The organism is Variovorax sp. PBL-H6 (genome assembly GCF_901827155.1).
Taxonomy (GTDB): domain Bacteria; phylum Pseudomonadota; class Gammaproteobacteria; order Burkholderiales; family Burkholderiaceae_C; genus Variovorax.
This window is the reverse complement of record NZ_LR594659.1, coordinates 4,902,536-4,915,376: the sequence shown is the minus strand read 5'-3', so window position 1 is coordinate 4,915,376 and position 12,841 is coordinate 4,902,536. Positions and strand designations below refer to the sequence as shown.

Below are 12,841 nucleotides of genomic sequence, written 5' to 3'. Positions count from 1 at the left end.
CTCAGGACCAGGACAGCGCGGCGAGGTCGTTGACGAAGATCGGGCTTTCCTTCCACAGCCCCTTGACGCCCTTCTTGGCGACGCTCGGGAACTGGGGCTGGTAGAGGAAGCCGTTCGCTGCGTCGGTGGCGAGCAGCTTCTGGGCCTCTGCGAGAAGCTTGTTGCGCTCGGCCTCGTTGGCGGTCGCCTTGATCTTGGCGTAGAGGGCGGTGAACTCCTTGGAGTCGTAGCCCCAGTAGTAGTCCGGCTTGGCGTAGTTGCCCAGATCGAAGGGTTCGACATGCGACACGATGGAGAGGTCGTAGTCGTGTGGCCCCCCGTAAGTGTTGCTGAGCCACTGGGCCCATTCGACGTTCTGGATCTTTACTGTGATGCCGATCTTGGCGAGCTCGGCCGCGATCACTTCGCCGCCCTGGCGCGCATAGGGCGGTGGCGGCAGCGTCATCGTGAGTTCGAGCGGCGTTTTCACACCCGCTTCGGCCAGCAGTTTCTTGGCCTTCTCGACGTCATAGGGGTTGATCGCGGTGGTATCGACGTAGCCGGGCGCGCCCGGCACGTAGTGGCTGCCGATGGGCGTGCCGAAGCCGTCCGCGGCGCCTTCGATCACCGCCTTGCGATCGATCGCGGCGAGGATGGCGCGCCGCACGCGCACGTCGTTGAGCGGCTTTTTCTTGCTGTTGATGGCCAGGATGGTCTTGGCGCGCGATCCGCCCTGGATGACCTGGAACTGCGGATTGTTCTTGAACTGCGCCACTGCGCGCGTGCCGATGGGCTTGAACAGGTCGACATCGCCAGCCATCAGCGCTGCGGCCTGCGCGGCAGTATCGGAAATGAATCGGAAAGTGACCCTTCGGAGCTTGGCCTCCGCCGGATTGCGGTAGCCGTCCCACTTGCTCAGGACGACCGAGGAGCCCTTGGCCCAGCTGTCGAGCTTGTACGGGCCGGTGCCGACGGGCTTCGTGGCGTTGGTGTCCACGCTCTTGGGCTCGACGATGATGGCGGTCGCCTGGCCCAGCAGAAAGGGCAGGTCGGGGTCGATCTCCTTGTTGATCAGCACCACGGTGTTGTCGTCGACCACCTGCGTGCTCAGGTTGGCAAAGGTTCGCTTGTCCTTGTTGGTGCTTTTCTCGGCGCCGGCGCGATCGAACGCGAACTTGACCGTCTGCGCGTTGAAGGGCTCGCCGTTCTGAAACTTGACGCCGCGGCGCAGCTTGAAGGTGTAGGTCTTGAGGTCGGGCGAGATCTCCCAGCTCTCGGCCAGCAGCGGCGTGACCTTGCCATCGGCGTTGATCTTGGTCAGCGTCTCGTAGATGTTGTAGTGGGTGATTTCCGCGATGGCGGAGGCGGCGCCGGTGGTCGGGTCGAGGCCCGGCGGCTCGAGCGTCATGCCGATGACCAGCGTGTCCTTGCGTCCCTGAGCCAGGGCCGCCTGCGGCAGGGCGAGCGGCACGGTGGCGAGGGCGGCGGTGGTCAGGAGGGTGCGGCGTTTCAACATGGTCGAGGCTCCGGGCAAAAAACTGAGAAGGGGAAAGCGACGTTACATCATGCGCGAGCGGCGCGTGCTCGGGACAAGCACCTGCTCAGGGGAGCGCCGCCGCGGGCTCGGCGCGCGGCACGGCTGCCAGCAGTGCCTGCGTGTACGGATGCTCGGCATGCGCGAACAGGTGCTGCGGCGCGCCGCGCTCGACGACGAGGCCGCGGTGCAGCACGCACACCTCATCGCACAGGTGGTTCACCACTGCGAGGTCGTGGCTGATCAGCAGGTAGCTGATGCCGAACTTCTGCTGCAGCTCCTGCATCAGGTTCAGCACCTGGGCCTGCACCGAGACATCGAGTGCGCTCACCGGCTCGTCGGCCACGATGAGCTTGGGCCGCGTGATCAGTGCGCGGGCGATCGCGATGCGCTGGCGCTGGCCGCCGGAGAACTCGTGCGGGTACTTGTCGAGGTCGCCGCTGCGCAGGCCCACGGCCGCCAGCGATTCGCCGGCCCTCTCGCGCTGCTCGGCCCGGGTGGTTTTTGCCAGAGCCTCCAGGGGCTCGGCGACGATGCGTGCCACGGTCTGGCGCGGGTCGAGCGAGCCGTACGGGTCCTGGAACACCATCTGCACGTCGCGGCGTGCGGCGCGCAGCGCGTCCGCGGACAGGGTGTGGAGGTCGCGGCCGAGCAGCTTCACCGCGCCGGCCGTGGGTGTGTCGAGTGCCATCACGAGGCGCGCGATGGTCGACTTGCCCGAGCCCGATTCACCGACGATGCCCATGCTGCGCCCGGGCTGCAGGCTGAAGCTCACGCCATTGAGCGCCTTGACCGTGGGCGGCGGACCGAAGAGGCGTTCGCGCGGCAACGGGTAGTGGCGCACCAGGTTGTCGACCTCCAGCAATGCCGTCATGCCGGCGTTCCTTCGGCGAGCACTTCGCCGAGGCGGATGCAGCGCACTTCATGGCCGTGCGGCATCGGCGTGGGCGGCGGCCGTGTCGCGTGGCAATCGTCGATGGTGAATCGGCAGCGGCCGGCGAAGGGGCATCCGCCCGGCAGGTCGGCCAGGTCGGGAACGCTGCCGCGAATGGTGGCCAGCTTCTGCCCGCGCGGCGCGCCGAGCGCCGGACGAGCGGCGAACAGCCCCTGGGTGTAGGGATGGGCACGCTCCGCGAAGACAGCCGCCGTGGGCCCGCTCTCGACCACGCTGCCGCCGTACATCACCAGCATCTTCGAGACGTTCTGCGCGATGACGCCCAGGTCGTGCGAGATCAGGATCAGCGCCATGCCGCGCTCGTCTACCAGGCCCTGGATCAGCTCGAGGATCTGCTTCTGGATGGTGACGTCGAGCGCGGTGGTGGGCTCGTCGGCGATCAGCAGGTCGGGCCCGCAGGCCAGCGCCATGGCGATGCCGATGCGCTGCCGCTGGCCGCCCGAAAACTGGTGCGGGTAGGCGTCGAGGCGCGTGGCCGCGTCCGGGATGCCGACGCGTTCGAGCAGGGCCAGCGCCTCCTTGCGGGCCTCGGCGCGCGACAGGCCCCGATGCAGGCGCAGCGGCTCACCGACCTGCCGGGAGATGGTGTGGACGGGGTTCAGTGCCGTCATCGGCTCCTGGAAGATCATGCCCATGCGGTTGCCCCGGATCTCGCACATTGCGCGCTCGGGCAGGCCGACGAGTTCGGTGCCGTCGAAGCGGATGCTGCCCCTGACCTTGGCGCTCGCGGGCAGCAGGCCCATCAGCGACTGCACGGTGACCGACTTGCCGCAGCCGGATTCGCCGACGATGCCCATCGTCTCGCCGCGTTCGAGCGTGAAGCCGATGCCACGCACCGCCTCGGCCGGCCCGCGCTGGGTCTGCAGTTGGACATGGAGGTCGTCGACTTCGAGCAGGGGCATGTCGGTGAGAGGTCAGCGGGCGCGCGCGAGGCGCGGATCGAGCAGGTCGCGCAGGCCGTCGCCCAGCAGGTTGAGGCCGAGTACGGCCAACGCGATCGCCATGCCTGGCCACACGGCGAGCAGGGGGGCCTGGAACATCATGGTCTGCGCCTCGCTGAGCATGCGGCCCCACGAGGGCTGCGGCGGTTGCGTGCCGAGACCGAGATAGGAGAGGGCGGCTTCGGCCAGGATCGCGATCGCGAAGCGGATGGTGGATTGCACGATCAGCACCGCCGAGATGTTGGGCAGCACGTGCTGCATCGTGATCGCGAACGCGCCCTTGCCGCAGGCGCGCGCGGCGGCGACGTACTCGCGTGACCAGATGGCGTTGGCAGAGGCCCGCGTGATGCGCGCGAAGGTCGGGATGTTGTAGATGCCGATCGCGATGATCGCGTTGACGATGCCCGCGCCGAACACCGCCGTCATCATGATGGCCGAGAGGATGGCGGGGAAGGCCATCGAGAAGTCGGCGAACCGCATGATGGCTTCTTCCACCCAGCCGCGCCGCGCAGCGGCGAGCAGGCCCAGCGCCGTGCCGACCACCAGGCCGATGCCGACCGCGATCACGCCCACCAGGATGGAGGCACGCGCGCCCACCAGCAGCAGCGAGGCCACGTCGCGCCCGAAGGTATCGGTGCCCAGCCAGTGCGCGGCCGTCGGCGGCTTGAGCTTGTTGGCAATGTCCATCTCGTAGGGCGACCAGGGCGTCCACACCAGGGAGACCGCGGCGGCCAGGACCAGCAGCAGCGTGAGAACGCCGCCGATGGCGAAGCTGCGGTGATGCACCGCGCGGCGCCAGAAGCCGGGCATCTTGAAGGCGGCGGCGCTCGGGACTTGTGCGGGGACTGCGCTCATATGTCGGAGGCCTTGATGCGCGGGTCGATGACGGCGTAGAGCACATCGACCACGAAGTTGACGATGACCACCATCGCCGCCAGCAGCATCACGCAGTTTCGCACCACGATCAGGTCGCGGTTGCTGATGGCCTGGAAGATCAGCCGGCCGAGGCCCGGGAGATAAAACACGTTCTCGACCACGATGGTGCCGGCCAGCAGCTCGGAAAACTGCATGCCCATGACGGTGATCACCGGGATCAGCGCGTTGCGCAGCACATGGGTCCACAGCACGGCACGCTGCGAGACGCCCTTGGCGCGCGCGGTGCGCACGAAGTCCTCGCGCATCACCTCCAGCACGGCCGAGCGCGTGATGCGGGCCAGGATGGCGGCCTGCACCACGGCCAGCGAGAGGGCGGGCAGGAGCAGCGCCTTCAGCCCGGCCAGTACGCCCCCGTCCCATCCCTCGAAGCCGCCGGCCGAGAACCACTGCAGTTGCACCGAGAAGACCAGGATCAGCAGGATTGCGAACCAGAAGTTGGGAATGGCGATGCCCACCTGCGTCAACCCCATCAGGCCGACGTCGCCCAGCTTGTTGTGGCGCGCCGCGGCGGTCACTCCCACCAGCAGGGCGAGCACGGTGGTGAAGGCCATTGCGAGCAGGGCCAGGGGCACGGTCAGGGAGAGGCGCTCGAGGATCAACTCCATCACCGGCGTGCTGTAGGCGTAGCTGTCGCCGAGGTTGCCCGTGAGCAGGCCGCCGATCCACTGCCAATAGCGGGTCCAGGCCGGCTGGTCGAGCCCCAGCTTGGCGGCGAGGGCGGTCACGGCCTCGGGTGAGGCGTCGGGGCCCATGAGCATCTGCGCGGCATTGCCGGGCAAGATCTCGAGCACGAGGAAGACGATGACCGAGGCACCGACGAGGGTGGCGATCAGCGTCACGATACGCTTGAACAGGAAGAGGCTCACTGGAATACCTTCGCCTCCGGAACAGCCGTGCGGCTCATGGGGCGGGCCGCAGCATAACCTGACTGACGCAATGAGCGTGCCGGGGCGGGATAATGCAGGCCATGGCCCTCATGATCACCGACGAATGCATCAACTGCGACGTCTGCGAGCCGGAGTGCCCCAACGATGCGATCTACATGGGCGAAGAGATCTACGAGATCGATCCGCACAAGTGCACCGAATGCGTGGGCCATTTCGACGAGCCGCAGTGCGTGCAGGTGTGCCCCGTGGCTTGCATTCCCAAGAACCCCGCTCACGCCGAATCGCAGGAGAGCCTGTGGCAGAAATTCGAGCGGCTGGCGGCGGCCAAGGCGGGCGTCGCAGGCAAGCCGCCCGAGGCCGCGCAGGCCTAGCTTTTCTCGGCGCTGCGGCGTCCGGCTTTCTCCGCCTTCTTCTTTGCCGTGGCCACCGGGTCATGGGCGCTGAAATAGTCGGAGTCTTTCTTGCCCTTCTTCTTTTTCCTTGCACCGTCCGAATCGGCAATGGACTTCGGCGCTGACGGCCTGCTGTCGATGAGCGTCGCGCGGCGGCCTCCCTGTGCCTTCTCCTGCTGCAGGCGCTCGCGTTCCAGCCGGTCGCCGGCCGCGCGGGCCTCGCGCGTCGCGTCGTCGGCCTCGCGCTTCCGTCCAACATCCCGCGTATCGCCAAGGGCGAGCGGCTTGCCGTCCTGGCAGGGCTGGTCACTGTAGGCATTGCCGCAGCGCCAGGCGGTACCGGCCGTGGCTGCTGGCGCAGCCCACACCACGCAGGCTGCTATCGCCAGCATGGCGATTGTCGGTGTCGAGTCCTTCTTCATTCTTCCTTCTCTCCCCTTCGTTTCGATGGTTTCCGCTCAGGCCGGAGCGGAGGGTCCGCCTTCACCTGGCTCCCGGCGCGGCGGCTTGGGACGCGGCGGCTTGCTCGTGTGGATGAGCAGCGTCGCCTTGTCCATCTCGCCGGCGATCAGAGCCGGGAAGGCGTGGAGGGTGCGGGTGATCGCATCCTCGATCGCCTCGCGCTGTTCCTTGAGCGGCTTCTTCAGCACCCAGCCGACCACCTCGGACTTCACGCCCGGGTGGCCGATGCCGAGGCGCAGCCGCCAGTAGTCGTCGGTGCCCAACTGGGCATGGATGTCGCGCAGCCCGTTGTGCCCCGCGTGGCTGCCGCCGCGCTTGAGCTTGGCTTGGCCGGGCACCACGTCGAGCTCGTCGTGCACGACCAGGATCTCGTGAGGCGCGATCTTGAAGAACCGGGCCAGCGCGGCCACCGACTTGCCGGAGAGGTTCATGAAGGTCTGCGGTTCCAGCAGCCACACTGGTTGCCCGCCCACTTGCATGCGCGCCACGAGCCCGTGATAGCTGCGTTCCGGCACCAGCGTGAGCTTGCGGTCGTGCGCGAGCGCATCGATCCACCAGAAGCCGGCGTTGTGCCGCGTGGCTTCGTACTCGGGGCCGGGATTGCCGAGGCCGACGAACAACTTGATCATGGGGCGGAATTATCGGCGCCACCACTCGCCAAAAGAAACGGCCCGCGTGAAGCGGGCCGTGTGGCGAAGCAGGCGCTAGGCGATTACTTCTTCTTGGCGGGCGCTGCCTTGGCGTCCGTCTTGGCGGCCGCAGGCGCGCCTTCGGCAGCGACGCCTTCAGCCGGCGCGGCTTCTTCTGCGACCAGCGGCGACACGGCCGAGACCACCACCGGGTTGCCCTTGCCGTGGCTGATGTACTTCAGGCCCTTGGGCAGCTTGATGTCGCTGACGTGCAGCGTGGCGTTCTTGGTGAGGCCGGACAGGTCCACCTCGATGAACTCGGGCAGGTCAGCCGGCAGGCAGCTGACTTCGAGTTCGGTCATCACGTGGTTCACCAGGTTGTGGTCCAGCTTGACCGCCGTGGACTCTTCCTCACCCTTGAAGTGCAGCGGCACCTTGACGGTCATGCGCGTGCGGGCATCGACACGCTGGAAATCCACGTGCTGAACCATCGGGCGGAAGGGGTGGTACTGCACATCTCGCAGCAGCACTTTGCTCGTGGCGCCAGCGACTTCCATCTCGAGGATGGACGAGTGGAAGGCTTCCTTCTTGAGGGCGTGCCACAAGGCGTTGTGATCGAGCTCGATCAACTGCGGCTGGCCTTCACCCCCGTAGACGATACCGGGCGTCTTGCCCGAGATGCGGAGACGGCGGCTCGCACCCGTGCCCTGCTTGGCGCGCTCGTAAGCGACGAATTTCATGACTCACTCCTGTGGAAGTCGACCGCGACCAGTGCGACTCCGGTTTCAAAAAAGGACGCCACGGAGGGCGCCCGGCTCTTGCTCAGGCTCGGAACACCTCAGAAGAGGTTTTCCTGGTCCGAGAACAAACTCATGACCGACTCGCCCTTGGCGATGCGCTGGATTGTTTCGGCAATCAGCGGCGCCACGGAGAGCTGGCGGATCTTGGTGCACCCCATCGCACCGTCGTTCAGCGGGATCGTGTTGGTCACGACCACTTCGTCGAGTGCGTTGCCCTTGGCGATGCGCTCGATGGCCGGGCCCGAGAAGATCGGGTGCGTGCAGTAGGCGTAAACCTTCTTGGCACCGCGCTCCTTGAGCACTTCGGCCGCCTTCACCAGCGTCCCGGCGGTATCGATCATGTCGTCCATGATCACGCAGTTGCGGCCGTCGATCTCGCCGATCACGTGCATGACTTCGCTCACGTTGGCGCGGGGGCGGCGCTTGTCGATGATGGCGAGGTCGCAGTTGAGCTGCTTGGCCAGTGCCCGGGCACGCACCACGCCGCCGACATCGGGCGAGACCACGATGAGGTCTTCGTAGTTCTGCTGGCGCAGGTCGCCCAGGAGAACCGGCGAGGCATAGATGTTGTCGACCGGGATGTCGAAGAAGCCCTGGATCTGGTCGGCGTGCAGGTCCATTGTCAGCACACGGGCCACGCCGACCGTCTCGAGCAAGTTGGCCACCACCTTCGCCGAGATCGGTACGCGGCTCGAGCGTGGACGGCGGTCCTGGCGCGCATAGCCGAAGTAGGGAATCACGGCACTGATGCGCTCGGCCGAGGCGCGCTTGAGCGCGTCGACCATGATGAGCAGTTCCATGAGGTTCTCGTTGGTCGGGGCGCAGGTGGACTGGACCACGAACACGTCGCGAGCGCGCACGTTCTGGTTGATCTCGACAGTGACTTCGCCGTCGGAGAAGCGGCCGACGCGGGCAGCGCCCAGCGAGGTACCGAGGTTGTGCGCGATCTCGGCGGCAAGGCCCGGATTGGCATTGCCGGTGAAAACCATGAAGTCAGGATGGTGAGCCTGCATGAGCGTCCCGGCAAAAAAGGAAATGGCCCGTTTGAGGGGCCGCCAATACTCTCGCGAACGTAAAGATTTGGCAGGGGAGAAAGGATTCGAACCTTTGCATGCTGGAATCAAAATCCAGTGCCTTAACCAGCTTGGCGACTCCCCTACACAGGTTGATGACCGAAGCCATCCACCGATATATGTCGCATCAGACCACAAAAGCGATCTGACTTTTTAGACCGCCCACCCCGCCAGGGGATGGATGGCCAGATTGCTGCACTTGCGAAGCTGCCAGCCCGAGGGCGCATCGGCCAGTTCCACGTCATGCGGCATCGCCGCAAATACCGAACTCCCCGAACCGGTCATTCGAGCCTCGAGTCCCTGGCGACCGAGCCAATCGATGGCGTCAGTGACTGCGGGACAGAGCCTCTCGGCGACCGGCTGCAGATCGTTGCGACCAAAACCGAGACTTCTGATCTCGCCCCCGTTTCGCCCGGCATGTGCAGCAAAGCCAGAAATTATAGCAGCGGGTGTTGCGCGTTGAAGTTCGGGCGCTGCAAAAATAAGACGGGTTTCTAGGCCGTCACTCGGCTTGACAACGACGAACCGCCGCGACGGTAGCTCGATCGGCGTGATCTGCTCTCCGATGCCTTCGACCCACGCATTGCGCCCGCGCAGGAAGAAGGGCACGTCGGCCCCCAGCGAGAGGCCGATCTGCTCGAGTGTCGGCAGCGGCAGATCCAGGCGCCAGAGACGGTTGAGCGCCAGCAGGCAGGTGGCCGCATCCGAGGAGCCGCCTCCCATGCCAGCCTGCGCGGGCACCCGCTTGGCGATGCCGATGTGGGCTCCCTCCGCCGTTCCGGCGAAAGTCTGGAGTGCCTTGGCGGCGCGCAGCACCAGGTCATCGTTTGGGAGCGGTGAAATGAGGTCTTCGCGCGTCAGGCGACCGTCGCTGCGCTTCTCCACGTGCAGGGTGTCGCACCAGTCGATCAGCATGAAAACCGACTGCAACAGGTGGTAGCCGTCCGAGCGCCGGCCAGTGACGTGGAGAAAGAGGTTGAGTTTGGCCGGCGCCGGAAGGTCGTAGAGCGCCTTCATGCACGTTCGAAGGCAATGCGCAGGTCCGCTCTCGGCTGCGGCGAGTCGCGCGTGGCCTGCAGGCGGCCGGCGCCGATCCGGGACAGGTCGGGCCGCCAGCCGGGCACACGGTCCTCACGTCCCGCCAACCAACCGAACAGCGCGGCCACCGGGATGACGGCGCCGGTCGCGGCCTCGATCAGCGCGTCGACCGAGTCGAAGCGCCGCGTCTCGGCGCCGTTCTTCAGAAGCGCCTCACCTGGGGACCAATGCAGTTGCGCCAGCGTGTTGCCGAGCGGACTCGTGAGGATGAGCTCGCCCGCCTGCGGGGCGCCACGGAGGTCGAACATCGCCGAGAAGGTCTGCACCGGCTCGCTGTCGACGCGCAGCGAAAGTCTGCCGCTCCATGCCTGCCCCGTGTCCGAGTCCTGCGGCGGGCCTCCGGGACTGGCACAACCGGCGGCCAGCAGCAGGCCGGCCCAACCAGCGCATAGGACGAGACGACGCTTCAAAGCTTCACGCGCAGACGCTTGAGCGTCTCCTGCAAGGTCTCGTTGTCCGAGTCGACCAGGTAGGCCTCCTTCCAGATCGACATGGCGCGATCGCGCTGGCCCCTTGCCCACAGGACCTCGCCAAGGTGCGCACCGATCTCCGGGTCAGGCCGGCGCTTGTAGGCGGTCTCGAGGATGCGGATGGCTTCGTCGGTGTTGCCAAGCCTGAACTCGACCCAGCCGAGGCTATCGGCGATGAACGGGTCCTCGGGGGCGAGCTGCACGGCCTTCTTGATCAGCGTGCGTGCTTCCTCGAGGCGGATCTTGCGATCGGCCAGTGAGTAGCCGAGTGCGTTGTAGGCGTTCTGGTTGTCGGGCTTGAGCTCGATCAGGCGGCGCAGCAGGCGCTCCATCTCGTCGAGCCGGTTCAGCTTCTCGGCCACCATGGCCTTGTCGTAGATGAGGTCCGTGTCCTCGGGCTTGGCCGAGCTGGCCTGCGCCAGCATGTCGTAGGCGGCCTGGTACTGCTTGGCATCACGCAGCAGCTGGACCTCGGCCATGAACTTCTGCTTCTTGTCTTCCTCGGTGCGCTCGGGCAGGGACCGGACCAGCTCGCGAGCCTCCGGCAGCTTGCCCTGGCGTGCCAGCAGTGCGGCACGCCGCGTCTGCGCGCCGGCCAGGTCTTCGGTGCTGTCGATGCGCGATAGCCAGTGCTCGGCACCGACGAAGTCCTTGCGGCGTTCGGCCAACTGCGCGAGCAGCAGGAAGGCTTGCGTCTGGCCACGGCCGCGCGTTTCGGCATCGGCCTGCGTGTCGGCCATGTTGATGTAGCGCTTGAGCGAGGCTTCGGCCGCTGCGTCCTGGCGTGCCTGGGTCTGCAGGCTGCCCAGCAGCAGCCAGGGTTCGGGCAGCTCAGGGCGCGACGTCGTCAGCGCTGCGAGTTCGGCGGTCGCGTCGGTGTATCGGCGGCCTTCCACCAGCACGCGGGCGTAGGCAATACGCATCTCGGGCTGGACCTTGGGCCCAGCCAGGTAGCGCTTGACCAGCGCCTCGGCCTCTGGGTGGGCGGGGTCGACCATTTCCAGGGCCAGCATTGCCGGTCCGTCGGCAGAGGGATCAATCTCCTGGCCTTTACGTGCCGCTTCCAGCGCACCGGCTGCATCACCGGCCGCCAGTCGCAGACGACCGACCGTTGCCCACGCCGCGCCGCCGGTGGCCGGGCTTGTGAGTTCATCGGCCAGCGCCTGTTCGACGACCGAGACAGCCAGCTTCTTGTCGGTGGCGCGGGCATAGTGGCGCGCGATGACCGCCATCAGGAAGGGCCGCTCCACCTGCGGCGTAGCCGCCAGCTCGGCCTTCAAGGGCTCGACGGTCTCGCTGATCCGGTTCAGCGCGATCAGGATCTGCAGCTCGAAGCGTCGCGCCTCGCGCGATTGAGGCAGGCTGTCTTTCCAGGCGCGTGTCGCGGCGAGAGCGGCATCGCCAGAGCGTGCCTGGAGCGCGATTTCCACAGCGCGCTGGAACAGCTTGGGGTCGCGAGAATGGCGCGCGGCGTCAAGTACGAGCGCATAGCCCGAGCCGGGGTCACCCGAGCGTGTCGTGAGTTCGCCCATCAGCACTTCATAAAAGAGCTCAGCCGTCATCGCTGACGCTTGCGCCTTCTCTTCGCGCTGGGCCGTGGCGGCAGCGGTCGTCACGGGCGGCGCTGCCGGTTCGATGAGCGGGGCGGGGCTGGTCGGTGCTGCCGGGGCGGGTGTTTGGGGCTGCGCCTGCGCGCCCAGAGAGAGTAGGGCCAAGAGCGCGGCCGCCGCAAGGCGGGATCGGCGGAGCGAAGGGGTCATCGAGCCATAATAATCCAAGGTTTTCGAGCCATGGCCGCATGGGGCTTCGATCTCGCCTTGTTTTCATGTCGGCCTTTCTCCATGCCTGAACTACCCGAAGTTGAAGTGACGCGACTCGGCTTCGCCGAACGGATCGCGGGCGCGCGCGTCGAAGCCGTGCGCCTGGGCAAGCCGCTGCGCTGGGCCCTGGCTGCGGAGCCTGCGACGCTGGTGGGGCGCACGGTGCGCGCCGTTCGCAGGCGCGGCAAGTACCTTTTGATCGACATGGATTCGGGTCTGCTGCTGATGCATCTGGGCATGTCGGGCAGCCTGCGCTTCGACACCCTGCTGCCCGCGCCTGGGGTGCACGATCACTTCGACCTGGCGACCACCCGCGGGACCCTGCGGCTGAACGATCCGCGGCGCTTCGGCGCGGTGGTGTACGTCGAGGACGAGGCGACACCGCTGGCGGTGAAGCTGCTGGGCGGCCTCGGCATGGAGCCCCTGGATGCGTCCTTCGACCTGGATCGCTTCCATGCGGGCCTGCGACGACGAAAGGCATCGATCAAGCAGGTATTGCTGGCCGGCGACGTGGTGGTGGGCGTGGGCAACATCTACGCTTCGGAGGCGCTCTTCATGGCTGGCATCCGGCCGACCCTGTCCGCCTCCCGCATCAGCCGTCCCCGTGCGGCGCGGCTGCATGCGGCGGTGCGAGCGATCCTGGCGCGGGCGGTCGAGCGTGGCGGCAGCACCCTGCGTGACTTCTCCAATGTCGACGGGCAAAGCGGTTATTTCCAGCTGGAGGCGACCGTCTACGGGCGCAACGGCGAGCCCTGCCGGGTCTGCGCCACACCTGTGCGCCAGGTACGTCAGGGCCAGCGCTCGACATATTTCTGCCCGAACTGCCAAAAGTACTGAAAGCCCGGCAGACTATTGGCACGCCAGC

Annotated in this window: 14 protein-coding genes and 1 tRNA gene; 2 read left to right on the top strand and 13 right to left on the bottom strand. The window is 66.7% G+C overall.

Features of this window, described 5'->3' with window-relative positions; all coding sequences use genetic code 11:
- Nucleotide 1 precedes the first annotated feature (1 nt).
- The 5 genes from G3W89_RS23320 to G3W89_RS23300 form a co-directional block, all read right to left on the bottom strand.
- The gene (locus G3W89_RS23320; RefSeq protein WP_162576384.1) at nucleotides 2-1,495 is read right to left on the bottom strand and encodes an ABC transporter substrate-binding protein; all 1,494 of its coding nucleotides are present in this window, start codon (nucleotides 1,493-1,495) and stop codon (nucleotides 2-4) included.
- An 85-nt stretch (nucleotides 1,496-1,580) separates the two neighbouring features.
- Entirely contained in the window at nucleotides 1,581-2,387 is an 807-nt protein-coding gene (locus G3W89_RS23315) for an ATP-binding cassette domain-containing protein (RefSeq protein WP_162576383.1), read from the bottom strand.
- Entirely contained in the window at nucleotides 2,384-3,370 is a 987-nt protein-coding gene (locus tag G3W89_RS23310) for an ABC transporter ATP-binding protein (RefSeq protein WP_162576382.1), read from the bottom strand. The genes G3W89_RS23315 and G3W89_RS23310 overlap by 4 nt, the downstream gene beginning before the upstream one ends.
- 12 nt (nucleotides 3,371-3,382) lie before the next feature.
- Nucleotides 3,383-4,264, bottom strand: coding sequence for an ABC transporter permease (locus G3W89_RS23305; RefSeq protein ID WP_162576381.1), 882 nt, complete (start codon nucleotides 4,262-4,264; stop codon nucleotides 3,383-3,385).
- Complete coding sequence (locus tag G3W89_RS23300; protein WP_162576380.1) at nucleotides 4,261-5,211, bottom strand: ABC transporter permease; 951 nt, start codon at nucleotides 5,209-5,211, stop codon at nucleotides 4,261-4,263. The genes G3W89_RS23305 and G3W89_RS23300 overlap by 4 nt, the downstream gene beginning before the upstream one ends.
- Nucleotides 5,212-5,312: 101 nt before the next feature.
- Here G3W89_RS23300 and G3W89_RS23295 point away from each other — a divergent pair, with 101 nt between their 5' ends.
- A complete protein-coding gene (locus G3W89_RS23295) occupies nucleotides 5,313-5,603 on the top strand; it encodes a YfhL family 4Fe-4S dicluster ferredoxin (protein WP_162576379.1) in 291 nt (96 codons plus the stop codon).
- Here G3W89_RS23295 and G3W89_RS23290 read toward each other — a convergent pair.
- The 8 genes from G3W89_RS23290 to G3W89_RS23255 all read right to left on the bottom strand — a co-directional run bounded on the left by G3W89_RS23290 (nucleotide 5,600) and on the right by G3W89_RS23255 (nucleotide 11,916).
- The gene (locus G3W89_RS23290) at nucleotides 5,600-6,046 is read right to left on the bottom strand and encodes a hypothetical protein (protein ID WP_162576378.1); all 447 of its coding nucleotides are present in this window, start codon (nucleotides 6,044-6,046) and stop codon (nucleotides 5,600-5,602) included. The two genes, G3W89_RS23295 and G3W89_RS23290, sit on opposite strands and share 4 nt — an antisense overlap.
- Before the next feature lie 36 nt (nucleotides 6,047-6,082).
- The gene (pth, locus tag G3W89_RS23285) at nucleotides 6,083-6,715 is read right to left on the bottom strand and encodes an aminoacyl-tRNA hydrolase (protein ID WP_162576377.1); all 633 of its coding nucleotides are present in this window, start codon (nucleotides 6,713-6,715) and stop codon (nucleotides 6,083-6,085) included.
- A gap of 83 nt (nucleotides 6,716-6,798) precedes the next feature.
- A complete protein-coding gene (locus G3W89_RS23280) occupies nucleotides 6,799-7,455 on the bottom strand; it encodes a 50S ribosomal protein L25/general stress protein Ctc (protein WP_162576376.1) in 657 nt (218 codons plus the stop codon).
- A 98-nt stretch (nucleotides 7,456-7,553) separates the two neighbouring features.
- Nucleotides 7,554-8,528 carry a ribose-phosphate pyrophosphokinase gene (locus tag G3W89_RS23275; RefSeq protein WP_162576375.1) on the bottom strand — a complete coding sequence of 325 codons (975 nt, stop codon included), beginning with the start codon at nucleotides 8,526-8,528 and terminating at the stop codon, nucleotides 7,554-7,556.
- A gap of 68 nt (nucleotides 8,529-8,596) precedes the next feature.
- A tRNA-Gln gene (locus G3W89_RS23270) sits at nucleotides 8,597-8,673 on the bottom strand.
- A gap of 68 nt (nucleotides 8,674-8,741) precedes the next feature.
- Nucleotides 8,742-9,605 carry a 4-(cytidine 5'-diphospho)-2-C-methyl-D-erythritol kinase gene (ispE, locus tag G3W89_RS23265; protein ID WP_162576374.1) on the bottom strand — a complete coding sequence of 288 codons (864 nt, stop codon included), beginning with the start codon at nucleotides 9,603-9,605 and terminating at the stop codon, nucleotides 8,742-8,744.
- Complete coding sequence (locus tag G3W89_RS23260) at nucleotides 9,602-10,096, bottom strand: lipoprotein insertase outer membrane protein LolB (RefSeq protein WP_162576373.1); 495 nt, start codon at nucleotides 10,094-10,096, stop codon at nucleotides 9,602-9,604. Before G3W89_RS23260 ends, ispE begins: the two co-directional genes overlap by 4 nt.
- The gene (locus G3W89_RS23255; RefSeq protein ID WP_162576372.1) at nucleotides 10,093-11,916 is read right to left on the bottom strand and encodes a tetratricopeptide repeat protein; all 1,824 of its coding nucleotides are present in this window, start codon (nucleotides 11,914-11,916) and stop codon (nucleotides 10,093-10,095) included. Before G3W89_RS23255 ends, G3W89_RS23260 begins: the two co-directional genes overlap by 4 nt.
- Nucleotides 11,917-11,997: 81 nt before the next feature.
- Between G3W89_RS23255 and mutM the strand changes: the two genes are divergently transcribed.
- Entirely contained in the window at nucleotides 11,998-12,813 is an 816-nt protein-coding gene (mutM, locus tag G3W89_RS23250; protein WP_162576371.1) for a bifunctional DNA-formamidopyrimidine glycosylase/DNA-(apurinic or apyrimidinic site) lyase, read from the top strand.
- Nucleotides 12,814-12,841 lie beyond the last annotated feature (28 nt).